At 43.5% G+C, this 25,270-nt stretch carries 21 protein-coding genes; 10 read left to right on the top strand and 11 right to left on the bottom strand.

What is annotated here, in order from left to right:
* Positions 1–35: 35 nt before the first annotated feature.
* From BJP37_RS28990 to BJP37_RS29005, 4 genes are all read right to left on the bottom strand, one after another.
* Complete coding sequence (locus BJP37_RS28990; RefSeq protein ID WP_075904040.1) at positions 36–794, bottom strand: ABC transporter ATP-binding protein; 759 nt, start codon at positions 792–794, stop codon at positions 36–38.
* A gap of 406 nt (positions 795–1,200) precedes the next feature.
* A complete protein-coding gene (locus BJP37_RS28995) occupies positions 1,201–1,809 on the bottom strand; it encodes a hypothetical protein (RefSeq protein WP_229415480.1) in 609 nt (202 codons plus the stop codon).
* Positions 1,810–2,062: 253 nt separating this feature from the next.
* Positions 2,063–2,902, bottom strand: a complete 840-nt coding sequence (locus tag BJP37_RS29000; protein WP_075904042.1) for a DUF4351 domain-containing protein — start codon at positions 2,900–2,902, stop codon at positions 2,063–2,065.
* A gap of 117 nt (positions 2,903–3,019) precedes the next feature.
* Positions 3,020–3,241, bottom strand: coding sequence for a hypothetical protein (locus BJP37_RS29005; protein ID WP_075906567.1), 222 nt, complete (start codon positions 3,239–3,241; stop codon positions 3,020–3,022).
* Positions 3,242–3,738: 497 nt separating this feature from the next.
* Here BJP37_RS29005 and BJP37_RS29015 point away from each other — a divergent pair, with 497 nt between their 5' ends.
* On the top strand, positions 3,739–4,170 hold the full coding sequence (locus tag BJP37_RS29015) for a MerR family transcriptional regulator (protein ID WP_071106764.1): 432 nt from the start codon (positions 3,739–3,741) through the stop codon (positions 4,168–4,170).
* Between the two features lie 163 nt (positions 4,171–4,333).
* Here BJP37_RS29015 and BJP37_RS29020 read toward each other — a convergent pair whose 3' ends face one another.
* Positions 4,334–5,188, bottom strand: a complete 855-nt coding sequence (locus BJP37_RS29020) for an Rpn family recombination-promoting nuclease/putative transposase (RefSeq protein ID WP_075904044.1) — start codon at positions 5,186–5,188, stop codon at positions 4,334–4,336.
* A 680-nt stretch (positions 5,189–5,868) separates the two neighbouring features.
* On the opposite strand from BJP37_RS29020, the gene BJP37_RS29025 reads away from it, so the two are divergent.
* The gene (locus tag BJP37_RS29025) at positions 5,869–9,225 is read left to right on the top strand and encodes an SdrD B-like domain-containing protein (RefSeq protein WP_143727851.1); all 3,357 of its coding nucleotides are present in this window, start codon (positions 5,869–5,871) and stop codon (positions 9,223–9,225) included.
* A 663-nt stretch (positions 9,226–9,888) separates the two neighbouring features.
* The gene (locus BJP37_RS29030) at positions 9,889–10,440 is read left to right on the top strand and encodes an Npun_F5560 family protein (RefSeq protein ID WP_075904048.1); all 552 of its coding nucleotides are present in this window, start codon (positions 9,889–9,891) and stop codon (positions 10,438–10,440) included.
* A 108-nt stretch (positions 10,441–10,548) separates the two neighbouring features.
* Here BJP37_RS29030 and BJP37_RS40240 read toward each other — a convergent pair whose 3' ends face one another.
* Complete coding sequence (locus tag BJP37_RS40240; RefSeq protein ID WP_158069815.1) at positions 10,549–10,707, bottom strand: hypothetical protein; 159 nt, start codon at positions 10,705–10,707, stop codon at positions 10,549–10,551.
* Between the two features lie 115 nt (positions 10,708–10,822).
* Between BJP37_RS40240 and BJP37_RS29035 the strand changes: the two genes are divergently transcribed.
* Positions 10,823–12,757, top strand: coding sequence for a WD40 repeat domain-containing serine/threonine-protein kinase (locus BJP37_RS29035; protein ID WP_075904051.1), 1,935 nt, complete (start codon positions 10,823–10,825; stop codon positions 12,755–12,757).
* A gap of 90 nt (positions 12,758–12,847) precedes the next feature.
* On the opposite strand, the gene BJP37_RS29040 is transcribed toward BJP37_RS29035, so the two are convergent.
* From BJP37_RS29040 to BJP37_RS44020, 3 genes are all read right to left on the bottom strand, one after another.
* Positions 12,848–13,465, bottom strand: a complete 618-nt coding sequence (locus BJP37_RS29040) for a PEP-CTERM sorting domain-containing protein (protein ID WP_075904053.1) — start codon at positions 13,463–13,465, stop codon at positions 12,848–12,850.
* Between the two features lie 179 nt (positions 13,466–13,644).
* Positions 13,645–14,322, bottom strand: a complete 678-nt coding sequence (locus tag BJP37_RS29045; protein WP_075904055.1) for a PEP-CTERM sorting domain-containing protein — start codon at positions 14,320–14,322, stop codon at positions 13,645–13,647.
* Positions 14,323–14,670: 348 nt separating this feature from the next.
* Positions 14,671–14,796: a hypothetical protein gene (locus BJP37_RS44020; protein WP_269087082.1), complete on the bottom strand. Its 126-nt coding sequence runs from the start codon at positions 14,794–14,796 to the stop codon at positions 14,671–14,673.
* Between the two features lie 657 nt (positions 14,797–15,453).
* Between BJP37_RS44020 and BJP37_RS29050 the strand changes: the two genes are divergently transcribed.
* Together BJP37_RS29050 and BJP37_RS29055 are read left to right on the top strand one after the other, a co-directional pair.
* Complete coding sequence (locus tag BJP37_RS29050) at positions 15,454–16,608, top strand: DUF819 family protein (RefSeq protein WP_075904057.1); 1,155 nt, start codon at positions 15,454–15,456, stop codon at positions 16,606–16,608.
* A gap of 280 nt (positions 16,609–16,888) precedes the next feature.
* Positions 16,889–17,251 carry a hypothetical protein gene (locus BJP37_RS29055; protein ID WP_075904059.1) on the top strand — a complete coding sequence of 121 codons (363 nt, stop codon included), beginning with the start codon at positions 16,889–16,891 and terminating at the stop codon, positions 17,249–17,251.
* A 180-nt stretch (positions 17,252–17,431) separates the two neighbouring features.
* Here the strand turns inward: BJP37_RS29055 and BJP37_RS29060 are convergent, their stop codons facing one another.
* The gene (locus BJP37_RS29060) at positions 17,432–18,529 is read right to left on the bottom strand and encodes a tocopherol cyclase family protein (protein ID WP_075904060.1); all 1,098 of its coding nucleotides are present in this window, start codon (positions 18,527–18,529) and stop codon (positions 17,432–17,434) included.
* Positions 18,530–18,714: 185 nt separating this feature from the next.
* Here BJP37_RS29060 and BJP37_RS29065 point away from each other — a divergent pair, with 185 nt between their 5' ends.
* Positions 18,715–19,728 (top strand): tRNA (5-methylaminomethyl-2-thiouridine)(34)-methyltransferase MnmD, encoded by a 1,014-nt coding sequence (locus BJP37_RS29065; protein WP_438941518.1) that lies wholly within the window; start codon positions 18,715–18,717, stop codon positions 19,726–19,728.
* Here BJP37_RS29065 and BJP37_RS37725 read toward each other — a convergent pair.
* A complete protein-coding gene (locus BJP37_RS37725; RefSeq protein WP_143727852.1) occupies positions 19,672–19,911 on the bottom strand; it encodes a hypothetical protein in 240 nt (79 codons plus the stop codon). The genes BJP37_RS29065 and BJP37_RS37725 overlap by 57 nt on opposite strands.
* Positions 19,912–20,298: 387 nt before the next feature.
* On the opposite strand from BJP37_RS37725, the gene BJP37_RS29070 reads away from it, so the two are divergent.
* The 3 genes from BJP37_RS29070 to BJP37_RS29080 all read left to right on the top strand — a co-directional run bounded on the left by BJP37_RS29070 (position 20,299) and on the right by BJP37_RS29080 (position 25,190).
* A complete protein-coding gene (locus tag BJP37_RS29070) occupies positions 20,299–21,495 on the top strand; it encodes an RNA-guided endonuclease InsQ/TnpB family protein (RefSeq protein WP_075904062.1) in 1,197 nt (398 codons plus the stop codon).
* 194 nt (positions 21,496–21,689) lie between these two features.
* Positions 21,690–23,060, top strand: coding sequence for a bifunctional UDP-N-acetylglucosamine diphosphorylase/glucosamine-1-phosphate N-acetyltransferase GlmU (gene glmU, locus BJP37_RS29075; protein ID WP_075904064.1), 1,371 nt, complete (start codon positions 21,690–21,692; stop codon positions 23,058–23,060).
* A 156-nt stretch (positions 23,061–23,216) separates the two neighbouring features.
* A complete protein-coding gene (locus tag BJP37_RS29080; RefSeq protein ID WP_075904066.1) occupies positions 23,217–25,190 on the top strand; it encodes an NACHT domain-containing protein in 1,974 nt (657 codons plus the stop codon).
* Positions 25,191–25,270: the final 80 nt, after the last annotated feature.

Consider the following 25,270-nt stretch of genomic DNA (forward strand, 5'->3'; position numbering starts at 1 on the left):
AATAGGCAAAATAACCGTCAACTGTCAACAAATGATTAAAACCACTCTTGAGATGCTTCAGCTTCTGCTTGTACTAATCTCTCTCGCAACTGTTGCCAATTAATCTTCTCAGCGGTCGTGTCTTGGAGTAACTGAGTATTTTGCAAATACAAGACTCGATTACAAAATAACTCAGCCATATCTAGCTGATGATTGACCATCAAAATTGTGATCTGCTCCTTTTGGGCTAAATCGGTAAATACCCTGATCACCTGAGAGGCTATACCAGCATCTAAGGCTGAGGTAGGCTCATCGAGTAACACTATTCTTGGTTGGACAACTAGTGCTCGTGCGATCGCAACCAATTGCCGTTGTCCCAAAGACAGTTGTAACTCTGTACGCTCTAACCACTCCGCTGGGATGCGCAGTCTCTCTCGAATCCCTTGTGTCCGTTGTGCAATCGCTTTTTTTGGCAGCTGTTGCAATACCAACGGATAAGCTAGAGCCTCCTGAACGGTCATCCCTAACAGTTTTGGTTCTTGAGGTACCAGCATTACCTGTCGGCGCAATTCTAGGACAGAGATATTCCGGATGTTCTGATTATCTAGGTAAATATTTCCCTGGGTGGACTCACTTAGTCGGTTCAACAGGCGCAACAGAGAGGTTTTACCCGCACCGGATGGTCCAATCACGCTGATGCGATCGCATTGGCTGACCTCGAAAGAAATATCAGTTAATATAGGTATTCCAGCCGCTTTAGCCCTGGTTGAGAGGGTCAGGCTTACCTGTTTGAGCTGCAACAGGGTATTAGTCAATCGCTTCGCTCCAATTCAAAATTATCAATGTTTTAGCTATCAGCTTTCAGCTCTCAGCTCTCAGCTCTCAGCTCTCAGCTCTCAGCTCTCAGCTAATGGGCTACAGATGGTGTTACAGATAGTGCTTTTATAGCGCTACGCGCAAGTCAGCAAGGTTATTGCGTCAGAAGTCAAAAGTAAGGGATTACTTACGTTTCGGAGTTTAGGAGCGATGCAGAGGTGCGACCCGTGGCGAATTTAATTCTTAATGCGGAAAACGCACCATTACGGTCTTGGGGGTTTCCCCCATGAGCGACTGCATCAAGACAATGTCAAACATCTTAATGCGTAGTGCTATAGTACCTCAAGTACCGTGCCCGTAGCCCATAGGCTGATAGCTGATAGCTGATAGCTGATAGCTGAATGCTTACATCAAACCCTGATTTATAGCTGTGGTTATTGTCCAGCCATCTACCAGTAATAGCAAGAGGGTGAATCCAAACAAAATTAGATACATCCAAGGCTGGGCTAGAGGACGAATATCGGTGGTATCTATCCCGGTATAGTTTTGTACTAACTTAACTAAGCGATTAAATCCCACTACTCGCATTGGTAGCAAGTAAGCTTGGTCAGAAGACTGGCTAATGAAATAGTAAACAAGCCCCCCTTGACCTGTGGTGCGCATTTTCAAGTCTTTCACCTCTTTCCAGTCTAATTGCCAACCTTTGCGAAAGAATCGGGGCACCCAATTGGGATAAGCCACCTGAATTTTTTCGTCATCTACAATCACCTGTTCGCTTAAAGCTCCATAGAGGGCTAAAAATCCTAAGCTAATGCCTACCCACAGGACTATTGGCGATACCGGAGTCGATGATACTTTAGCTAAAAACGGTAATGGTATCAACAGCGCCCAATAAAATGTTATTAAGGTAATTCGAATTATAGGAGAGATGCGAAATACAGAAGGGATATACTGTTTAGTTTCAGGTTTAGTTTCAGGTTTAGTTTCAGATGCTCTTTGTTGATTTGGTGACATAATTAAAAAGGGTTTAATAAGGGAATAGGGAATAGGGAATAGGGAATAGGGAGTAGGGAGTAGGGAAGATGGTAAAATTTATGTTTACCTCAGGTGCGACCCATAGCGAATTTAATTTTTAATGGGTCAAGCGCACCTCATAGCTATGATAAATGTTATATCAACTTCAAATTCTATAGTCTATTGAGCGCATCAAAACTCATAGCCGAGAAAAAATTACCCCACGGTCGAGGTGGGGTGTGGCTCTATTTAATTAATTGGGCAACTGTTGACTAAACTCATCTAAAGAATTCACAGTTAATGCTATGGCGATTAACTCGTCTAATTGTTCGAGAGTTAAAGCTGGCATTTTCCGGGATATATCTAAAGTAATATCTCCAAATCGCAGGTTAAGGATGCGCTCTAAACTCCGGCGACGTTCTTGTTGAATTCCTTCTTGTAAAATTTCTTGATACCAGGGTGATTCTCGTAATACTGTCATATCCCACCTCATGATTTGTTGAATTAACGGTATCTTATGCACAAAGCTAGCAAAGAAAGCTAACAATGGTTCTAGTTGGTTCAAAGTTTGATCCGCTCGTAGTGCCTGCACTGCTGAGCGCAATTTCGATTCACTACCACCTCCTTTTAAGATTGGAACAAACGGTAGTAGCGATGGTAAAGGTTGTGTCAGTACCAAGTCAGCATCTACTTCCCACAGATTAATTACCCGATAATCTTGACGGGCATTCAGTCCCATGAATTCGCTTTCGTAGCAATTTTCAATGGTAACGGTGGCTGGGGGCGGCAAGATGTTAATTAATACTGGATAAGTGGATAGGTTATATTTCTCCTCAGCTAGGGCAACATAATTGCGCATGCGCTTAGGCATGGCCTGGCTATAGCGCAGTTGTAATTCATTGAGAATCAGAAATTCTTGATGTTCAGGACTAGAGGCTTTGACAATTACGTCACTTTCCCGACTAATCCATTGAAATTCAGCATCGAGTAACTCCGATGCTCGCACTTGGGGATTACCCGTTACCCATTGCACCCAGGCATTGGGCGCGAGACTGATTAGACGTTTGCTACCAATATCTGCAGGTTTTGCCATAGACAATTACCGAATCAATACTAATTACTGAGTCACGCCCAGGGCTGTTTCTGGGGTCGGACTAAAATTTGATTACTGGGAAGCTGGGTCTCCCACACTTCCCACACTCCCTGCTCCTTAAGATTCTTCGTCTATAGGCTGGCCGTCTATAGGCTGGCCGTCTATAGGCTGACCAATATCGAAGATAATGATAAATTTCCCATCAGGCATCAGCCGTTTAAGAGCCTGCAAGTGACCTTCCGCATCAGAACGGTTCCGGAAACGAGCAACAACCACCCGTTGCATTTCGGGCAACAGCCGAACAACCACCCATGGGTGTAGGCGTTGAGAGTACGACATAATCAAGATATATCCTTTAACTGGGGTACTAGAGCCAGCCTGTGGTCCTGGAGAAACTTTCGGCTGGCTCTTACCGTGGAGCGTTTTAGCGCCCACGGTATTTTTATACTAGCACAAATAATCTTTAATTATAACATATTTTTTAAAATTTTGTAACAAAAGGTGAGCAGGGAATCGGGAATCGGGAATCGGGAGTAGTGGAGTGGGGAAAAATCTTGTGTAACAAATTAATTAATTTGTTAGAGAACTATGCGTGATGCGACCTTGGAGCCGCTTCCAATTCCCGATTTCTTAACTATTCCGGTATTAACGCAGTCGCTAATAGTGGAAACAACAGCACTTGACTTGCTACCCACCCTTACAATATTTACCACCTTTACCACACTTTCCTCCCTGTTCCCTGTTCCCTATTCCCTGTTCCCTAAAAAAATAAGTTGCCAATTTTTCTTTTATCTATTAAACTAGTATTATAGGAATAGTTAAAGGAGAGTCAACTGATGAACAAGTGTGTTGGTACTACTGAAGCAGCATCTTTATTAGGAATTTCCTCTAGACGATTGCGGCAACTCCTAGAGAAGGGTCGCGTCCGAGGTGCCTATAAAACTGGTAAATTCTGGATTATTCCTCTGTTCAACCATTTGCCACAAATTACCAAAGGTACCCGTGGACCAAAGGGCAAATGGCGTACCAGTCGTCCCCCTGCTTTAGCTAAAATTAATGTCAATCGCAATCACATTGGCTCGAATATGAAGAAAAGTCCCAAAGACCGGAAGCCAGTGATTTCAGTAAAACGAAAGGGCACTAATCTCTACGGCAACGAGGTCGAAATCCTCGGTCCGTGTAAGATTGTCTATCAGCCGGATAATCCACTCGATTGTGGCGCTCGTTTGTGGATCGAAACTTTTAGTGATATTCACTTCATTTCTTGATGCAAAGCGCGAGTGGGGGAAACTCCCTTTGGCACCTCTGCATCGCTGGTGGCAGTTTCCCAGCTATAGCAATCCGATCTGATTCGTAAAATAAATGGGCTGTTTTAAGGTAGAAGGCAGAAGGTAAAAGAGTTTCAGGAGCAATAAATCGCTTCGCGACTATTCAAAAATGCTCAACGTCTTCTTTAGTTAAACCAGTTGTTGCCACGATTAAATTGATATCAATCCCTCTTGCTTTCATAGCTTTGGCTATTTCTGTGGCTTTCTCTGCTCTCCCCTGTAATTTTCCGGCTGCTTCTGCCCCTTCCAGTAGGCTAATTTCATAGCGTTTATTTTCCAGATAGTTCTGATAAGCTACTTTTTCTGGTAAAGGTAAACTCTCAATCCTTAGCTTATCCTTAGCCTCAGCTAATCCTCTGGCTTGGAACTCTTCTTTGATTTCACTATTCTTTAGGAAATAGATCCATTCATCTAAACTGTTTCTGGTTACGTTATCAAACTGGTTGACTCTCAATATATAATATTCGGGAAATATCTGATAGACTTGCTCTAGTTTGAACAACTCCTTCTGTAGGCTGGATAGTCCTAAAGAGTCACGATGATGACGACCTCGGAAATCTAGTTTCCCTTCATAGATGTAATCTTGTCCTTGTCCTAGAGTAAAGTAAACAATATTAATCGAGTAGACTTTTTTGAGTTTACTATAGGGCTCTCCTTTATCTAGATATTGGGTGAGCAGTGTGGAGACACCAAATAGCATTCGATGAAAGTAATCATTTTCGGAACTGTTTTGGACTTCCACGAGCAGTAACTCTCCAGCACTATTGAGGGCTAGAATATCAACTCGATTCAGTTTATTGTCTTCGGTGAGCCGATTACTTTCCCCTTCTAAAATCGATTCAATAGTAATCTCTTCTCCTAGTAATTCGGTGATAAAGCCTTCTAGGACGACATAATTAGCTTTATCCCTCAGCAGTTTTTTGATTGCCCAGTCAAAGCGGATGTGTGTCTTGGCCATGATTAGTAGGGAGTAGGGAGCGGTGCGACCCGTGGCGAATTTAATTCGCCTACGGAAAGCGCACCGAGGGAGTAGTATAGTTGAAAAGCAGTGTTAACTCAAAAATTAATTGATTTTATTATAGATGGGATTGAGTTTATTGATTTTATGAGTAACTCTACCGGTAACACTAGTTGTTGCTTGGTTTAATAATGATGTGGAATTCACGGATATCAACTCCTCCGTAACCTCAAAAAAATTCCGTAATTCTCTCTAGGCAATAACCACATCAATTAGGCAATCCTAGATGAGGAGAGTAGTTTAACTGGGAGGAAAACTCGGATGCCTTCCCGTAGCGTGACAAGCGGCTCAATCGCTTATCTGAGTGCTCAGTGCTGAGTGTTGAGTTATTCGTTATTAATGATTAGGGTTCTACCGAACTGATTTTATGCATAAAATTGCGCTTATTGCCCACTAAGTATTATAGGGCGGGTGATTGATAAAAAAATATTCTTTCAAAAAATCAAACTCCTGTAATATCAGGATTATACTAATTATTTTATAAACGTTTTATATGGCAACTTTTATAGAGCCACGATTAGTTATTTATTCGGTGTTGCTCAACTAAATAATTGATTGATATCAAGACTATTTGGGTCAGTTACCAATTAGCTTTTCTCTTTAATTCATTGCGGCCAGTTATGAAGTCTTTATTCAATTATCTTAAAAAAATCCCACACCATTCCTCAGACTTTTCAGAAGCGTCTGAGGTAAATTTTGCTCCACAGCCTTTAGGCTTTAACCTGATCGGGGTAACTAACCTAGCTCAGGCTACTTTCCCTATCTTGGTGACAGGGTCTGCTTTGCTGGTGGCTACTTCTACTCCAGTAGAAGCACAAAGTGTGACTTATGACAATACCACTAGTGCGGCAATAACATCAAACAGCTGTAGTTCACCAATAGTGCGAACTTTTAACGTTACTGATAACTTTACGGTTCAAGACGTTAATCTGGGATTTAATGCGGATCACACCTGGCGTGGCGATCTTCGAGTCACGTTACAGCATCCGGATAGTACCTCTGTTGATGTAATCAGCAATACTGGCGGCTCGGCAGATGGATTTGATGTTCTTCTAGACAGCAACTCTGGGAATTCCCTAGATGATGGGGACAATGATGATACGGCAGCACCTCTCTATGACCGGACTGTAGCCCCGTCCAATAGTCTTGCTGTTTTTAATGGCAAAACCTCTAATGGTACCTGGACTTTAGAAATTTGCGATAGTGTTGGTGGTGATGAGGGTACTTTTAACAGTGCAAGGCTGGTTTTAGATGGTACAGCTTTGCCTGTTGACTACGGTGATGCTCCTGATAATACCGCCAGCACCGGTAATGGAGATTACCAAACCTTATCCGCTAATAGTGGTCCTACTCACACCATTGACAATACCACCTATTTAGGGGCAGGAGTAACAGCTGATACCGATGGCTTTGGAGATGGCACGGATAATAATAATAACGCTACCGATGATACCGATGATGGGGTTCAAATCAATAGCGCTACTCTCCAGGGACAAAGTCTACCGATAGGGGATAATGTCACTTTAGATATTACTACGGCAGGGTCTGGAGTGCTCAATGCTTGGATTGACTGGAACGCAGATGGAGACTTTGATGATAGTGGTGAGCAAATTGCTACCGATGTTAGTCCTTCTGGCAATGCGATCGCATTAAATGTCACTGTTCCAGCTGGAGCTAGTATTGGTAATACCTATGCCCGTTTCCGGTATAGTTCTGATACTGGCCTTACTCCTACTGGTGCCGCTAGTGATGGTGAAGTAGAGGATTATCAAATTGCGATCGCTGACTCTACACCAACAACTGCCTCTGTAGGGGATAAAGTCTGGGAAGACCTAGATGGTGATGGTATCCAAGATGCTGGAGAGCCTGGAATTGCCAACGCCCTAGTCAATATCTACAAATCTGACAACACCTTCGTTGATGCCACCTTTACCGACAGCAATGGTAACTACAGTTTCAGCAACCTTGACCCAGGGGATTACATCATTGAATTCACCTCCCCTGCTGTGGCCTATAACTTCACTAGCCAAGATGCTGGGGATGATACCCTAGACAGTGATGCCGATCCAGTAACAGGTCGCACTGCTACCTTTACCTTGGCTGCGGGAGATAACAATACCAGTATTGATGCTGGACTTACCCTCAAAACCAACACTATTGTGGCTTGCGATGTAATACCACGCCAGCGTACCAATTGGACTGAAACCCTAAACGTACAAAAATTTGACTCTGCTATGGGTAGCTTGGCGAAGGTGGAGCTAACCCTGAGTACCCTGATTGCACAAGAGTTAATTTACGAGAATACGGTAGACCAGTCAAAAACAATAACCGTGAACCAAGATGGACAAGTCAGTGTCTCTTTACCTGATACTAACGAGAATTTTACCAGAAATTACAGCCAATCCACCGACTTCAATCTACCAGTCTATGATGGTAATCTTGACTTTGGCGGCACTTCCGGTGGCCAGACTCCCACTATTATTGCCAATGAAACCCATACCGAGGAGTACACTAACCTAGCTGATTTCATTAGCTCCTCATCACCAGTGGAAACTGTCAGTATCGAGGTGAATACTACTTCTGCAGCTAGTTTCATTAACTCTGATAACGCTTCCACTGGCTCTACTAGCGAGGCAAGTGTCGGATTGTGTGCTACCTATACCTACAGCATAGTCCCGGAAGAAGCTTCACCAGAAGCCGGAAATATCGTTATCAACGAAGTCCTCTACGCCCAAACTGGCAGGAGTGCTGAGGCTAATGATGAATTCATCGAACTCTATAACTCTTCCGATAATGCTGTAGATATCAGTAACTGGAGGCTAGCCGATAGCAACCTGATTTTTAACAGTACTGATAATACTGGCAACATTACTGGTGATGCTGCTAATCCGGCCTATATCTTCCCCAACAACACCACTCTCCAACCAGGAGAATATGCTGTGATTTGGATTGGCAACAATACATCAGACCATCAAGCTGCCGATGCTGCATTCCAGGATTGGTTAGGAAACGCAGGCAAACTCAATAATGCTGGAGAAGATATCTGGCTGTATGACGATGAACTCAAGATTGTAGACTACATTGCTTATGGCTCCAATAACGCCATCAATACTCCACCGTCAGCTGAATTGAATCTGTGGGATGACACCTACCAACGAGACTTAGATGGGGCAAGCACTGGTCAATCGATTAGTCTCACCCCCAATGGAGAAGACGGAAATACTAGTGCTTGTTGGGAGCATACCCTTAGTAATGATGCCAATGGCCGTTGTCCTGAATTCCTCGAAACCAGGGATACAGATACGGTTAGTGTACGCCAAACTAGTGTTGGAGTCTATAACAATATCTTGCCCAATGTCATCCTGGTCAAGCGGATTACTGCTATCAAACCGAAAGATACCAACGAGTGGATAGAGCTACCACAATCAGGTTCACCCTTTATCGATGGCATTGATGGTGGCAGTTCTGAGAATAACGTTGGTTCCGACCGTGCTGCTGATGACAATGACCCCAACTGGCCAAATCCTGATGTTTATCTGCGGGGATTAATTAACTCTGGGCAAGTGATGCCAGGGGATGAGTTAGAGTATACTGTTTACTTCCTCTCCAATGGCAGCAACAATGCTAAAAACCTGCGCATCTGTGACCGAGTACCTGGAGAAACTACCTTTATTCCCGACTCATTTAATGCCACTGCTGGCTTCCCCAGTAGTGATGTCGGGATTGCCATGTTCCAGAGCACCAGTGCCCTAGCCTCAGGTGGTCCAGCTGAACCGAACATCTATCTTACTAATATTCCCGATAGCGATCGCGGTCGGTATTACGAGCCAGGAACATCAGTGCCAGCCGGATGTAATGTCACCTTCAATCAGAATGGAGTAGTAGTAGTGGAAGTTGGGGATGTGCCAAACGCTGATTCCCCCGGAAACCCACCCAATTCCTATGGATTTATTCGCTTCCGGGCTTTAGTGAATTGAACCTCCCCACCCGTCGCAGGGATGGGGATTCCCAGGCACAGCCGTGGGCGACTGTTATCGACCTGGGCGTGACTTTCCCGCGCACCGAACGCGCCCCGCGTGGCCTATGGCCAGGGTAGCTGAGTAGGGTCTTTTGCCCTGTTTTTTTGAGACCCTTACTTTTTATATTAACACTATTTGAGACGGAATATTCATCCCCGAAGACGAAACCGATAGATAGGTTCGCCTTTATGGTTGGTCGGCTGTGCGAAAAAGGGTCAAAACTGTTTGATTAAGGCGACCCTATCCTTCTCTTGATGCAAAGCGCGAGTGGGGGAAACCACGGCAGTCGCTCATGGGGGGAACCCCCAAGACCGCGCTGCCTTCCCAAGACCGCGCTGCATCGCTACGGTAAATTCAAGACCTAATTCGACGGGGTATTCTTTTCCCTCTCAAACTCTCCCACTCTGATAAATCAGAATTTAGAATGAAGAATGAAGAATGAAGAATGAAGAATTCTAAACTCTAAACCTGAAGGTGATCTGGGCTAGATGTGCTATGGCATGGTCAATGGCCGGGTTTGGATGGTACATTAGCTGCAACAGTATATTTTGTGATCAGTGATCGACACCCCCGGTTCGCATCTACTATTGAAAATTGTATATTTACTTGGAGTGGTAAGCCATGGTGAGGCAGATTGAAACCCTATCGAGATCAGCTCTGCAAACGGAAGTATCTCACTTACGGGAAGAGTTACAGCTTAGAGACCAGTTAGTGCAGCAGCTGTCTCAAGAACTATTCCGCTTGGTGAAGGGGAATGCTAATTTCAAACCTCCCCAAGAGGTGTCTGAGCGCCATAAGGCTCAGATGGTGGTCTTGCGAGAACAGTTGCACGATGTGGAGCAGCAGGTGGAATTTTATCAACAGCAAATTGCCACCCGTGACACGGAAATTAAGCAATTGCGGGAATCAGTAGAAGAATTAACCGAGCGCTCTCGTCAGCTAGAACAAGTTGTACAAGAGCTACCAAAAATTTATCACCAGAAGTTTTCGGAACGGATGGCACCAGTCAAAGAGAAGGTGACCATGTTACAGCGGGAAAACCGACAACTCCACGCAGAACTCCAGAGTGTCAGTTACCGATTAGCGGTCAGAAGCCGCAATATCACCCGGGTTGATCTACCGAGCTTCAATCGTCAGAATGCTAGTCCAATCCCAACTTTTGGTAGTGTGTAAAAGCCTTTGGGTTAGGGGTGACTCATCTGGAAGGTTGAAGGTTGGGTTGTTGAAGGTTGAAGGTTGAAGGTTGAAGGTGGGTTTGTCGAAGGTTGTTCGCCTTTGGCGTTACCTAAGGGTAGGTTGGTTTGTTGTTCGCGTAGCGTGGCCTTTTGGCCAAGGTTTCTGTATAGCTGACGGCTGACAACTGACCGCTGACAGCTGCTGACGGCTGACAGCTGAGGGGTGACTGCTGAGGTTTATTGCTTGGTTTGCAACAGTTAACATTGGGGAAAACTTGGGGAAAACTTGGGGAATACTTTCAACAAATCTGTCAACTGGCTAACTTGTTAACTTGCCAACCCTTCGACTTGCCAACCCTTCGACTTGACCACCCCATATCATGAGCTACTGTCTTAATCCTAAATGCCAAAATCCTCAAAATCCCAATCAGGCCAGGTTTTGTGCCTATTGTGGAACTAGATTACGATTAGGCGATCGCTTCCGTGCTCTGAGGCTAATTAGTATTGGTGGTATGGGGCGCACCTTTCTGGGGGTGGATGAGGCAGATGATAGCAAGACTAAGTGTATCATCAAACAGTTATCCTTACAAAATCAAGATACCAACAATGCTCAGAAAGCGGCTGAGTCTTTCCGCCAAGAAGCGACTAGGCTGCAAGTGCTGGGACAACATCCTCAGATTCCGGAACTTCTGGCCTATTTTGAGGCGGATCATCAATTAGGTATCCCAGGAGAACCTGCTCTAGTTCACAAGTATATCGAGGGTGAAAGCTTAGCCACAGAACTGGAAACCGAAGGGACGTTTAGGGAAAACCAGGTTCGGCAAGTCCTGATTGAATTGCTGCCAGTGCTGCGCTTTATCCATAGTCATCAGGTAATTCATCGGGATATCAATCCGCACAATATCATTCGTCGGCCTCCTCCTGAGTCCTCTTTGTCCAAGTTACCAACACGAAAAACCAGGAAGAGGTTTTATTCTTGGGGGGGAAGGGGGAGCGAACTGTTTCTGGTGGATTTCAGTGCTGCTAAGCTGACTACAAAAACTGTGCTAGCACGAACGGGAACTATGATTGGCTCTGCGGCTTACACGGCTTCGGAACAGTTGATGGGAAAAGCGATCGCAACCAGCGATTTGTACAGTTTAGGGGTTACCTGTATTCATCTACTTACCAATGTTCACCCCTTTGATATGTTTAATAGTCTAGAAGGGAAGTGGGTTTGGGTCGATTACCTCAGGCAACCTGTCAGTGAGCAGCTTATTCGCATCCTGAACAAAATGGTAGAAAATTTACCAGACCAACGCTACCAATCAGCCATTCAAGTCCTAGCAGCACTTGGTTTACCAGAGGATTTCGCTGCTATACCAGTAACGTCTTTATCTACAACAGTTACCCCTAAGTTTGATACTCCTACTTGGAAATGTGTACATACCTTTTCTGAAGAGTCGAGTGGAATTAATTCTATCGCCTTTAGCCCGAATGGACAAACTATAGTTAGTGGTAGTACAGATAAAACTATCACGATCTTTAACTGGCAAGCTAAAACAGTGGTAGCCAAACTTTCAGGACATTTAAATGTGATTGAGGCGGTTGGGTTTAGTCCAGATGGAGAAATTATCGCTAGTAGCAGTTGGGATCATACCATTAAACTATGGCATGGGTATACGGGAAATTTAATCCATACCCTTTGTGGACATTCTGCTTGGGTAAAGTGTCTGGCAATTAGTCACAATGGGCAACTTATAGCTAGTGGTAGTGCGGATCAGACTATTAAGCTTTGGATGCTGAAGAAGGCATCATTACAGACAACTTTGTTTGGCCATTTAGGAACCGTTAATACAGTAGCTATTAGTAAAGATGGACAACTGCTAGCTAGTGGTAGTGCTGACAAAACCATTAAGCTTTGGAATTTAGTAACTGGTAAGCTTGCCGCAACGATTACTGGACATTCGGCATCGGTAGAGTCACTCACCTTTAGCCCTAGTGGTCAAATTTTAATTAGTGGCAGTGCTGATAAAACCATTAAGATTTGGTTGCTGAAGAGGGATCGGTATTTACAAATACCAAAAAAACCGTTGCTTACTCTCACCGGACATGGGAATGCTGTTAAATCTATTGCCATTAGCCCTCAAGGGAATACCTTAATCAGTGGTAGCGCCGATAAGACTGTCAAAATCTGGCATCCTGGTAGTGGTGAATTGCTCTATACTCTCACGGATCATTTAAGCGCTGTCACTACCGTTGCTATTAGCCATGATGGTGCTACCATTGCTAGTAGTTCTCAAGATAATACTATTAAGATTTGGCAGTTTGTGTGATGTAAGCTATCAGCCGTCAGCTTATGCGCTACGCGCACGCTACGCGAACAGCTTATGCGGGCTGACGGCTGATAGCTGATAGCTTACAATCTATGATTGTTTCCGACGTTTTAAGGTTGAGGCAAAAAGCCACCCTCCTAGACCCAACATTCCCATCAATGTTGTTGGTTCAGGAACAAGTGTATAGGTGACAGTTCCACTTCCGAGAATAGGCTGGCGCGGCTCGTCTTCTGGAGTATAGAAGGTAGGATCGAAACCGTCAGTGAAATCACCATTAGAAAAACGGAAAAAATCTCCAGAGAATTCACCAACGGCGGTAAAAGGATGATAAACTACATCGTAATCTAACCCCAGTAATTCTCCGTTTAGGAAATTGACAGTTGGGAAGTCTGGGAAACGCTCGTCGTCCTCTTCATTTATTCGAGGATCACTAAATAGGGTAATTGACAAACCATCGTCAACTCCTAAACTCTCAGCTCCCACCTTAGTCAAACTTGAATCGTCAAAGGTAAACTCACCGTTGTAATAATCAGGATTGGGGGCAATATCGAGTTCAGAAGAGCCAGTCAGGAAAAAGCTCTTTTCCAGATTCACTGTGAAATTATATTTGACAGTTGCTGCTTCAACGAAGTTGATTCCGACTACCCCTAAGCTTAAGCTACCGCCAACGATCGCTGTTGCTACTTTAGTTAAAGTCTTGATTGTCATTGTTATTCTCCTAGTACAAGAAAAAAAACACCAAAAATTTCACCTCTTTTCCAGCTAAGAGGGAAGCACCCCGTGCCTGGATTTGTAGATTTCTCACTACCGCGATCGCATCATATGGGTATAAGGGTTTTTGTCATGGAAAAATCTTTCCTTTAGACATAAAATTGCTGGAAAATCTGCTATTGTTTCCGACGCTGTAAACTTGAAGTGAAAAGCCACCCTCCCAGACCCAACACTCCTATCAATGTTGTTGGTTCAGGAACCGTGGAAACTTTGGCAAATTGTCCTTTTGTTTCTAACTCAGTTAGTCGATCAATATAGGTGTCACCAACCTTGCCCGTCTCAATCAGTTCCTGGGTGGTTCGAGTCGGAAACGCAACATCTTCATGGCTACTAAAACCGATAGGAAAACCAAACTCATCCAACCAATCATCTACATGGACGTGAGGCGTACTACTTTGCGGTGGTTTTGACCAGAAGGTTAAACCATCGCTTCTGGAGCCATCTCCAATGTTGATTCCATCTGGGTCAAAGTAAGTCCCCGATTGGAGTATTTGCTTTGTTTGAGTATCAAAATTGAAGTTAACCCCTGCATCGAAATGATTATCGGTATAGGTTCTCAAAAAATTGCCTTGAGGATCAAAAAATGAGACAATCAGAGAATCTAAGTCACTGGTCCTGACGATTCCATCGGTATAACTTTGCGTTTCGTCATAGCTAAATAAACCGGTAACGCTAAAGCCAGCAATTTGACCTGTCCAATCAAATCCAAAGGTAATTGCCTCAGCTACGGTAGGGATAACGATGCTTAATGCTGTACTTAGGGTGATAACGGCTGTCTTTAAATAGCAAGACATAAGTTTAAACCTCCTAGAATCAAATGATCTGCTTTCGGCAGAAGGAGTTAGTAGTCAGTATTTAGTAGTTGCTAAACTCAAACTTACGAAGGATTTCTGAGTAAACATTTTTAACTCCTTCTTTTGAACTTATTATTAGTTTAAAAAATTTGCATTTTAAAACCGAATATGCTCTGATAAAACCCAATGTTAAAAGCCCCAAAATTGAATTGAATTCAGGAATGTGAAGCAGCTCAATAAATCGGGTATAGCATTATTGGGTTAGGGTAAGCATTGAGCTAATCTGCTACAGATGGTGGTATAGATTGTGCTTTTGAATAAAATGGGTAAGCATTCGTTTAATCTGAGTTACATCGTCACAGCGTCGAAGGCTGTGCCACAAAGCACCTCAAGTAGCGTGGCCTTGGCTTTTGGCTTTTGGCCAACGCCTGAATGCTTACTACCAAATAGCGGACGAGAAAAAAATGTAGGCATTGGTTGAACTGCTCTAAATCTCGAATGCCTCCTTATTAATAGTTTTTATCAATTAACGCCGAGTTTAATCTATCAAGATTTTTAATAAAACTCAACCCTCAACTATGAAGATAATATAAAAATTTTATAAAGATAAGATGAAGATACCTTGACAATTTAAACTGATACACCTCAGAGGGTCACCACTGGACTCTGTTTATGATACAATTAAAGATTATGATTTAAAGCTGAGGGTAAAATTACGAGTAATCATCTGTTGCTAGAAACGATTTAATCAGGTTTTCAGCCTGATTGTTGAGGGCGACTTGCTCTGGGTTGAGCTCACTTTCTTTAGGGTAGAGTCCCGAGCACCGAACACCCATCACTTAACCCCTGTCTACTTTTCAGCCTTATTGTCACCTGATCAGCTGATCTACCTAGGCTTGCTGGGCTCAATCGTTACTCAAACCCTTAAGTAACCAAACCTCAGGGGAGAAAAATTTTGCTATTTGTTGACCTATATTGACTATAAGATTCATAAACTATTAATAAATTATATCAATTATTGACTAGTTAGGGAATAGGGAGTAGGAAAGAGCTCCAAAGAGTGTTTAATGTTGTGATAAATTAGCACTATTATTCATAACCTATTTATATATAGCGGTTCTCATAGCTATCATGGCAACCTCTCTAATCAATCCTAATCAAGATTTCGCTCTTTGGGCTGTGTTGCTGTCAGCAGCAACGATTGGATTCTGGGCAGAACGGACTCCTTGGGGAGCTAAACTATCTGGGGCTGTTGTCACCATTTTGGTAACGTTTATCCTATCTAATCTTAGGATTATCCCACCGGATGCTCCCGCCTATGGGGTGGTCTGGTCTTACTTAGTTCCATTAGCTATTCCTTTACTACTATTCCAAGCTGACTTGTTTAGGATTGTGCGAGAGGCTGGACCTACTTTAATTGCCTATGGAATTGGTGCAGTGGGAACAATTTTAGGCACAGTAGTAGCTTACTATCTGATTCCTTTAGGAGAAGAAGGTTGGAAGTTGGCAGCAATTTTTTGTGCTACTTATATTGGTGGTTCAGTTAATTTTGCGGCAACCGCTGAAAGCACTGGGTTACGAGCAGGAGATTTACTCAGTGCTGGGGTAGCAGCAGATAATTTAGTGATGACCTTGTACTTTTTAGTGCTGTTTTCTTTACCTTCCATTAAGTGGCTACGGGGAATTTTTCCTAACCAGCGCTCCCATGAAAATACTCATTCTAGTCAGTTTAGTATCTTTGATTCCCAGTCTCGACAACAACTATCTGTTTTCAAGATCAGTTTGGCATTAGCTATTAGTATGATTGCTTGTGCTGTAGGTTATGGTCTCGCTAGCTGGTTGGGCTTCAACAAAGGGGGAATTCTGGTGGTAACGATTTTAATTGTAATGTTAGCGACAGTATTCCCAAGCTATTTAAGTAGGATAACGGCTGCAGAAAAAATTGGCTATCTGCTGATGCAGGTATTTTTTGCTGTAATTGGAGCCAGCGCTAATGTGGAAATAGTGCTACGAGTGGGATCAGTTCTGTTTATCTTTGCTGGATTAATTCTCGCCATCCATTTGTTAGTGTTACTGGGAGTTGGGCGATTGCTGGGTTTGGATTTAGCTGAATTGGTGATTGCGTCGAATGCTAATATGGGTGGGCCAACTACAGCAGCGGCTATGGCAACAGCACGGCAGTGGGATAAGCTAGTTACTCCAGCGATTCTCTGCGGTACTCTGGGTTATGCTGTTGCTACGTTTATTGGTGTAGGATTAGGGAATTTTCTGCGCTCTTTGGGTTGATATAGAAGTCCTAAATGATTCGTAAAATAGCCAAAAAATATCGCTATAAACCAATACCAGCAACTAGTTTATATTTTGCATATTTGACAAATGATTGAGAATTGCTATATAGTATTACTAAGGCTGATAAGCAAACTGATAAGCATTAAGTAATTTCCCCTAAAAAATGTGCTTTTGGGATACTGTATTTGGGGTAATACTAAGTATCATAACGGACTAATTGTAATTTTTAATATCCTAGATTGGCGAAAGTGCTGTTAAAAAATCAATAAATGATGTTATGAAACTACTTTATAACACAGAAACAAAGAAGCTTGAAGCTGAATTTAACTGGAAAATTTTTATTCTTCCATTTTCCACTTACCAAGCTGCATTGGGACTTGTTAAATATGTAGTAGATTTAGTCAAGTCACCAGGTAATATTTTTAAAAATGATAATGAAATTATTCAAAATGATAGTGAAATCATTAGGTCAATCATTGAGGAGGGACGCAAGCAAAACGTTGATGAAATGGAAATTGAGATGAGCCGTGATGCTGCTGCGGGAATTAATGTAGATGGTATACAAGGTGTCGATGTGACATTCGGAAGCAAAGGGAAAATAAATTATGTCATGAAGATCAAATATAAGTCTGATGACTAATCAAGCTGTCTAGTTATTCTCAATAATTCCTATTTAATAACATAAAAGTCAACGATGATAAAAGCTGAAAAGCTGTGGTAATCAACTTTTAGGTGCGACCCGTGGCGAATTTAATTCTTAATCCGGAAAGCGCACCTTTGCCTTTTGCCTTTTCTCTCTTGCCTGGCCCATAGCGCTATATCACAAAACCCAAGGCAATTTAGCAGAAGAATTCCAGGGTTTTTGCCAAGGAATACCACCAACTTCTAATCCACATAACTTACTTTCAGCTATCAAAATCGGTTCAACGTTATCCCCACGTCGTTGTTTAAGTTCCAACTTCAGGTTACCTTGCATAGTATCTCGGCAAATCAAATTTAATCCCTGTTCCGTCGGAGCTAGTAGAGGTGTACCAGGATAGTCAGTTGTACCAGTTAACTCTACTTCATACTCACCATTGCGCCCTTGCATCTGCCAATTTCCCCAAGGCTCAATCTGCCAGCTTACTTCTGAATTCCAGGGCACGAATTCAGAAAATTTACCTTCGTAGTGAATGCCAATCAAAGCAGCAGCTTCTGCCAACCCCACTACTTCCCGTCTACCACCACCAGCAGTCAGAGCCAGGTCTGGTTGATCGGTAAAACTGTTGCAATTGAGCCAAAACCACTTCTTAGGAAAAGCACGACCCCAATTTTTTTCCCCATAGGCCGGGACATTGGTAAAGTCATATAGCCTACCATTCCAATCAATCCAGCCAGTGGCTAAACCGTGGGCCATCAAGATTTGCCATCCTGGTTCAAATATCTGTAAAAACGAAAGCCAGCCAGCGGTTGATTGCTGGGGTTTTCCCAGATCTCCCCAGCCATAAATCGGTTTAATTTCATAGCGCCAATCACAATAGCGTCCGTTGGCTGGGTCCCGAATAAACCCTTGATTCAAGGTAGCTGTAGCCTGATATCCTTCCTTGATTTGATACTCAAATTTATCAGGATCAAGGTATTGAGGAGTAATTTGTAATTTCGTTTTACCCCAATGTCCTAGACCTAAGGATTCCGATGACCCCCAAAACTGTTCCGGATGGGGAAAGGTACGACACAGATACTGATCATCAGGGCCTAGAATTTGGGCTGAACCACCACTATAGGGTTGACCACCAATGGGGTCTTCAATGGAATACATAAACGCAAACGTCTGACCACAACTGGGTAAGGTCACCCGATAGTACCAACCTTCAAAAAAGCGACCGCTCTTACCGTCCCAGTGATATCCGCTGTGGGGTGTTTGAAAAGGATGTGTCATAGACTAGGGTTTTGGTAGCTTGGGGGATTTTGCCATTAATTATTATAAATTCCAGCATCAACTCTTACCCTAGAAGGGTTGAAAGTTAGCAGGTTACATGTTCCATCTTGGGCAAATAACCTACCCCACGGGAACGCCAAAGGCGAACAACCACATAACCTTCTATGGTGGGCAGATGGTGGGCAGTGCCGAGTAACCCTATAACCAGCTTGGTGAATCTGTTTGATGCACTGCCCACCCTACATCAACTACATCAACTCTGTTCCCTGTTCCCTGTTCCCTGTTCCCTGTTCCCTCTTACCCCTACTCCCTACTTCCTAATGCCCGATAAAAAGGTATTCACACCGGAAATGACTGCTGATGGCTCATTCACCTTCTTTTGTTCAGAAATTGGTGAATCCTATCACAGCCGACAAGGTGCGATAGAAGAAGCCCAGCTGAAGTTTGTTAAACCTTGCCAACTAGCCCAAAAAGCCCAACAGCCAGTGCTACGGTTATTGGATATCTGTTATGGTTTAGGTTACAACACAGCTGCTGCCCTAGCGGAAATTTGGACACACAATCCCCACTGCCATGTCCAACTAGTTGCCCTAGAATTAGACTCTACCGTACCACAAGCTGCGATCGCTCAGGGTTGGCTGAATCTCTTTCCCAATCCTATCCCCCAACTATTGGAGGATCTGGCAACTACTGGACTGCTTGAAACCCAGCAATTGCAAGCTCAACTCTATCTCGGTGATGCCAGAGAGACTATCCAACAGGTGCAACAAGCTAACTTCCAAGCCGATGCTATCTTTCTTGACCCCTTTTCCCCACCTAACTGTCCCCAATTATGGACTCTAGAATTTATTCAACACTTAGCCCAATGTTGCTCAGACACCGGTAGACTAGCCACCTACTCTTGTGCTGCAGCCGTTAGAATTGCCCTGATCACAGCTGGGTTTACGATTGGCTCTACCATTGAAGTGGGAAATCGGCAACCCGGTACTGTTGCTAGCTTTACTGAAACTGATTTACCTAGCTTATCAATCCGAGAGCAAGAACATTTGCAAACTCGTGCCGCTGTACCTTACCGAGACCCGAATTTATCAGACTCAGCCTCGGACATTTTACACCGACGTCGCCTAGAGCAGCAAAACTCTTTACTTGAACCAACCTCCCATTGGAAAAAGCGTTGGTTGAGAGAGCAAAGGGAATAGGGAATAGGGAACAGGGAGTAGGGAGTAGGGAGTAGGGAGTAGGGAGTAGGGAGTAGGGAGTAGGGAGTAGGGTGCGTTAGGGGCGCGCCTTGCCATCATATTCAACTTCGTAGCCAGTAGCCCCGTAACGCACCACTTTTTAAGACAAAAGGCAAAAGGCAAAAGGCAAAAGGCAAAAGGCAAGACAGGTTTAAGCGATGCAGTCCCAATTCCCGATTCCCGATTCCCTACTCCCCTCCTATAGTTCAGAATACGGTAATTTTTTACTTAATTAGGAATTAATAACAGTTTAATCCGGAATAATACTATTTATCCTTAGGAGCAATTCATCTCCCGCTAACCCTACGGGTATAACGGGAGACGGGGCGTATAAAGTGCGGACGCAGGTTCCGCACACAGCCCCTCATGAATTGCTAGGTGCGCTTTCCGTTCTCCTACGGAGACGCGGGGCGCGTTTCTCCTACGGAGACGCGGGGCGCGTTCGGCGAATTAAATTCGCCACGGGTCGCACCTCCCCTTGACATCTTACACATAACATCTTAAAATGTAAATATATGTCAAAGAGTTAATATGGTCGAAAAAGCTTACCGTTACCGTTTCTATCCAACCCCTGAACAGGAAACTCTGTTGAGGAGGACTTTAGGCTGTGTAAGACTTGTTTACAACAAGGCTTTAGATGCTAGAACAAAAGGTTGGTATGAACGTCAAGAACGTATAAGCTACAAGGAAACTTCTTTGATGTTGACAGGATGGAAAAAACAGGATGACTTATTCTTTTTGGGCGACGTCAGTTCTGTGCCCCTTCAACAAGGATTAAGACATCTCCAAACTGCCTTCACTAATTTCTTTGCAGGTCGGGCTAAGTATCCCAACTTCAAAAAGAAGCGTAATGGTGGTAGCGCAGAGTTCACTAAATCAGCATTTAAATGGAAAGATGATCAAATCTATCTTGCCAAATGCAAAGAACCTTTAGCAATTCGTTGGAGTCGTCATTTACCTGAAAGCTGTAATCCAAGTACCGTTACGATCAGCTTAGATCCATCCGATCGGTGGCATATCTCAATTAGGTTTAATGACCACAGAGATTTAAGTTTGCCCTCAACGGATCAACAGGTTGGCTTTGACCTAGGAATTTCGAGTTTGATGACAACTAGTAATGGAGATAAAATCCCTAATCCTAAACACTTTAAAAAACTCAAGAAAATATTAGCTAAATATCAAAAAGCTTTATCGCGAAAACAAAAAGGATCTAACAATCGTTACAAGGCAAGATTGAAAGTTGCCAGGATACACGCAAAGATCAAGGACGCTAGACGAGATTTTACTCACAAGCTAACTACTCAACTGGTCAGAGAAAACCAATTGATTGCGTTTGAGGATTTAGCTGTGAAAAACATGGTCAAAAATCACAAACTAGCTCAAGTAATCAGTGATGCTAATTGGGCAGAAATAATTCGTCAGATTAAGTACAAGTCAGATTGGTACAATCGGAAAGCTGTTTCCATTGATAGATGGTTTCCTAGTAGCAAGTTATGCTCTGTTTGTCTAAATCGTGTTGCTTCCTTGCCCTTAAAGATTCGGGAATGGGATTGTCCATCCTGTAATACTCACCACGATCGCGATATCAACGCATCAATTAACATTTTGGCGGCAGGGCTTGCCGTGTCAGTCTGTGGAGCGACCGTAAGACCCGAAGAGAGTAAGTCTCGGAAGGCTGGTGCGAAAAACTCCCCTAAGGGGAGAAAGAAACAGAAACCTAAGTCGTGAGTCTTAGGAATCCCCCGCTAGAATTTATAATTTAGCGGTGGGAGGATGTCAATCTCCCAATAGATTCATCATTCTTATCCTGAATTCTGAATTCTCTCTCCTGCATCTTTAACAAAACTGCCAATTTATGACATTGAACTCAGCTCAAGTCTTAGTATGATAGGGATGCAAAGATGGAAGCAAAAAGCTAATCTATGGTTGCAGTAGCAATTCTAGCGGCAGGACGGGGAACTCGCATGAAATCTGACCTGCCCAAAGTCTGTCATCGTTTGGGTTCACAAACTCTAGTGGAGCGAGTGATCAACAGTTGTGTTTCTATTAACCCCTCCAGAGTGATAGTGATTTGTGGCTATCAGAGTGAACGGGTAAAAGAAAGTCTGAGCGCCTACACCGATGTAGAATTCGTTGAACAGAAAGAGCAATTGGGTACTGGTCATGCCGTCCAGCAACTCTTGCCCTACTTGGCAGACGATACCGGAGACTTACTGGTCTTAAATGGTGATGTTCCCTTGTTGCGTCCCGATACCATTAAACGACTATTAGAAAGCCATCAAGCCCATAACAATGGCGCTACGATCCTAACTGCCCATTTGCCCAATCCCACCGGCTATGGACGGGTTTTCTGTGATAGTAACAATCAGCTGCAACAGATTGTGGAACACCGGGATTGTACTGATGCTCAAAAGCAAAATAACCGCATCAATGCTGGTGTCTATTGCTTCAACTGGTCTCAATTGGCTTTGGTCCTACCAAAACTGTCTGCGGATAATGACCAAAATGAGTATTACCTAACGGATGCGGTTACCATGGTTAATCCAGTAATGGCAGTGGATGTGGAAGTAACCCACGAAATTCTCGGGATTAATGACCGTAAACAGCTGGCCATGGCTGAGCAGATTTTGCAAGAGCGGGTTAAGGATAGCTGGATGAAGGCAGGGGTGACATTAATTAACCCAAACAGTATCACCATTGATGACACTGTCCAATTGCAACCTGATGTCATCATTGAGCCCCAAACTCATTTGCGGGGTAAGACGGTGATTGGTGCTGGTAGCAGGATTGGCCCAGGGAGTCTGATTGAAAATAGCCAGTTGGGTGACAAGGTGACCGTGCTATATTCAGTGGTAAGTGATTCTGTGGTTCAAGATGGCACCCGTATTGGTCCGTATTCCCATCTTCGGGGTAATGCCCAAGTAGGAGAATCCTGCCGTATCGGAAATTTTGTGGAACTGAAAAATACTCAGATAGGCGATCGCACTAATGCCTCTCATCTATCTTATTTGGGAGATGCTACCCTAGGGTCAAGAGTGAATATTGGCGCAGGTACCATTACAGCCAATTACGATGGTGTTAAAAAGCATAAAACCCAGATAGGCGATCGCACTAAGACTGGTTCCAATAGTGTGCTGGTGGCACCACTAACTTTAGGAGAGGATGTCACTGTGGCAGCTGGTTCTGTGGTTACCAAGGATGTGCCAAACGATAGCTTGGTGATTGCTCGTAGTAGAAATCAGGTCGTTAAACCCGGTTGGCGATTAAAGACCACTGAAGATGCCAACAGCTGAGCAAGGATAAGGGATGGCCGTGAGTTGATCAGGTTGTTCGCAAATGACCTAAATTGGGTGTTTCAAGAGGGGCAATAGGGGTAACAGAAGTAAGAAGGAGAAGCAAATGACTAAAGACTGCGATAATAATTGTTGAGGGAAAATTGAGCTTGCCCTATGACCTGGGAAATTGCTTCTGTTGTTGCTAAATCTGTTGCCCCTATTTTAGGGATAAAAATTCAAACTAGGCTAACTCCTGCCGACATTAACAAAGCAGTAGAGCAAGGACTCAAAGCTGCCCTAATGCGAGAAGAACCTTTGGCACCAGAGCAGCGCCTTTTCTATTACTCTGCTCCTGATGCGATCGCGTTTTTTCTGGAAGACTTTTTCCAAGATAGGGAAGTACAGGAGGAATTACACAAACCCCTCCAAGAGGAGCACAAAGCACCATTAACCTCTTTGCTTGTGGAGAAATTTAAGCAGGTAGCCTCAAACTATGCCCCCACTCAACCACAAGATAGTTTTATCCTTCCCTGGATGGAAACCTTTGTCAAGACTTATACTGATAAAACCAGCACTTATTTACAATTTCAACTAACTAAGGAAAACTATTTCCAGCAAATTTCCCACAGGATTGATCATGTTAAGTTTGCTGGGATGTTGGTAGCGACCCAGCATGGAAACCATTCCCTTAAGCTTGACCAAATTTTTGTCATGCCTGAGGTGGAAGTGTTACATCCTCCCAGTAGTCAGCGACCGGTAGAGTCGCGGGTTTTTCACCCTCAGGTAGCATTACCCGGTAAGCAATGGCAACCATTGCCCATGCAAACGGTTAAAAAAACTCTTGCCCAATATTTATCAGCCGTAAAAACCTGGCAGGTTACCTCTGCTAAATCCCGAAACGTCATGTTACTGGGTGCGCCTGGTTCAGGTAAAACCACCTTAATGAATTATGTTGCTGTCATGTTAGCCCAGAAGCAACCAGAAGCAATGGGGTTAGCGCCAGATCTTGACTGGCTGCCGATTTTAATTGATATTCGGGATTGGGTCGAGTATTCAGATATCAGTATTCTAGACTATGCACGGCAGTTTGCTGAAAAAACCCTATTGGTGAAATCCCTGCCTAAAGGTTTCTTTGAACATTGGCTGGAGGATGGACGAACATTGATTTTGCTCGATGGGCTTGATCAAGTCACAGAACCAGCCAAAGGTGAGCAAGTCGTAGGTAAAATTAAGGATTTTATCCAGCAATTTCCTAACAATTGGGTAATTATAACCTGCGATAATTCCAGTTACCATAACTCAAATTTTATCTGGGAGTTTTACAGGAACGAAGAATTTTATCGCTATCAAATTAAGTCCTTTGATGACAGTCAAATAGAGGAATTTATTCAGCGCTGGTACTATAGTCAGATTCAAGACAAAGCAGAAGCACAACGACTTAAAGAAAGCCTGAGCAAAGTGCTATATGAGCATCAGCAGATTAGACGCCTGGCACGAAACCCCCTATTGTTGACAATTATTACCCTAATTCACCGCTATCATTTCCGATTGCCTTTGGAGCGCTATCAGCTTTATGACCAGGCAGTAGACCTGTTATTAACCTCCTGGGATAATAAACCAGATATTAGTCCAGATATTAGTAATAATCAGAAGCTGAAATATCTGGGATTGAATGATTGCAGACGATTGATGGAACGTCTCGGGTATTGGATGAATATCCAGGAGAGTAAAACGGAGAAAGAAGGTAGGATAGTAATTAATCGAGATGAACTGATTGCTTGGTTTGGTAGAGAAATTAAAAACCTGAAACAGATTCAGTTATACGAGGCCAAGGCAGAGGCAAAACGGTTGGTTAATTTGATTAGCGTTCGCGTAGCGGCTCGTACCGAGCATCGCGTAGCGGCTCCAAAGGAGCATCGCACTGGCATTTTAACACAACAAGGGTTGGATGGTTACGCCTTTATCCATAAAATCTTTCAAGATTATCTGTGTGCTCAAGAAATTAACTATCAAGCCGATAATGAAGAAAATTTTGAGATTATCCTTAATCATATCCAAGACTATCTCCATGACTCCCACTGGCAAGACGTGTTGCTGCTACTAATTGCTCAGCTTAAACCAAAAAAAGCCGCGAAAGCAATTCAGTAAATTTTAAATCACGACAGTGAGTATGAGTCTTGGTTACATCGGGATTTATTATTTGCTGCCACTTGCATTAGCGAAAATCC

Origin of the sequence: Moorena bouillonii PNG (assembly GCF_001942495.1) — a bacterium.
In the GTDB taxonomy this organism is placed as follows: domain Bacteria; phylum Cyanobacteriota; class Cyanobacteriia; order Cyanobacteriales; family Coleofasciculaceae; genus Moorena; species Moorena bouillonii.